General features: G+C 36.5%; 1 protein-coding gene. It reads right to left on the bottom strand.

Annotation, left to right across the window (positions count from 1 at the left end; translation table 11 throughout):
* A partial coding sequence (locus SB773_RS35130; protein ID WP_410595228.1) for a hypothetical protein occupies window positions 1-230 on the bottom strand: 230 nt, incomplete at both ends.

The following is a 230-nucleotide window of genomic DNA, read 5'->3' as shown; positions in this document are numbered from 1 at the left end:
CCCGGAGTTAAGCTAAATGTATCTGTCGATGCGAAATTAGTACCATCTTTACTAAATGTTGCCGGTGTAGCAAAAACACCTGTTATTTTTACAGAAATAGCGCTTCCCAAATAACATTGAGCCGGAATAGGATCTATACGTGGAGGGTCTTCAGTTTCAATAGAAACTGTTTTCTTAACCGCACAACCATTAAGATCTTTTACATATACATCAATAGTTGTAGTTAAAAC

Source organism: Bacillus sp. SIMBA_074, from assembly GCF_046534555.1.
Taxonomy (GTDB): Bacteria; Bacillota; Bacilli; order Bacillales; family Bacillaceae_G; genus Bacillus_A; species Bacillus_A mycoides.
This window is presented reverse-complemented; position numbering and strand designations above follow the sequence as displayed.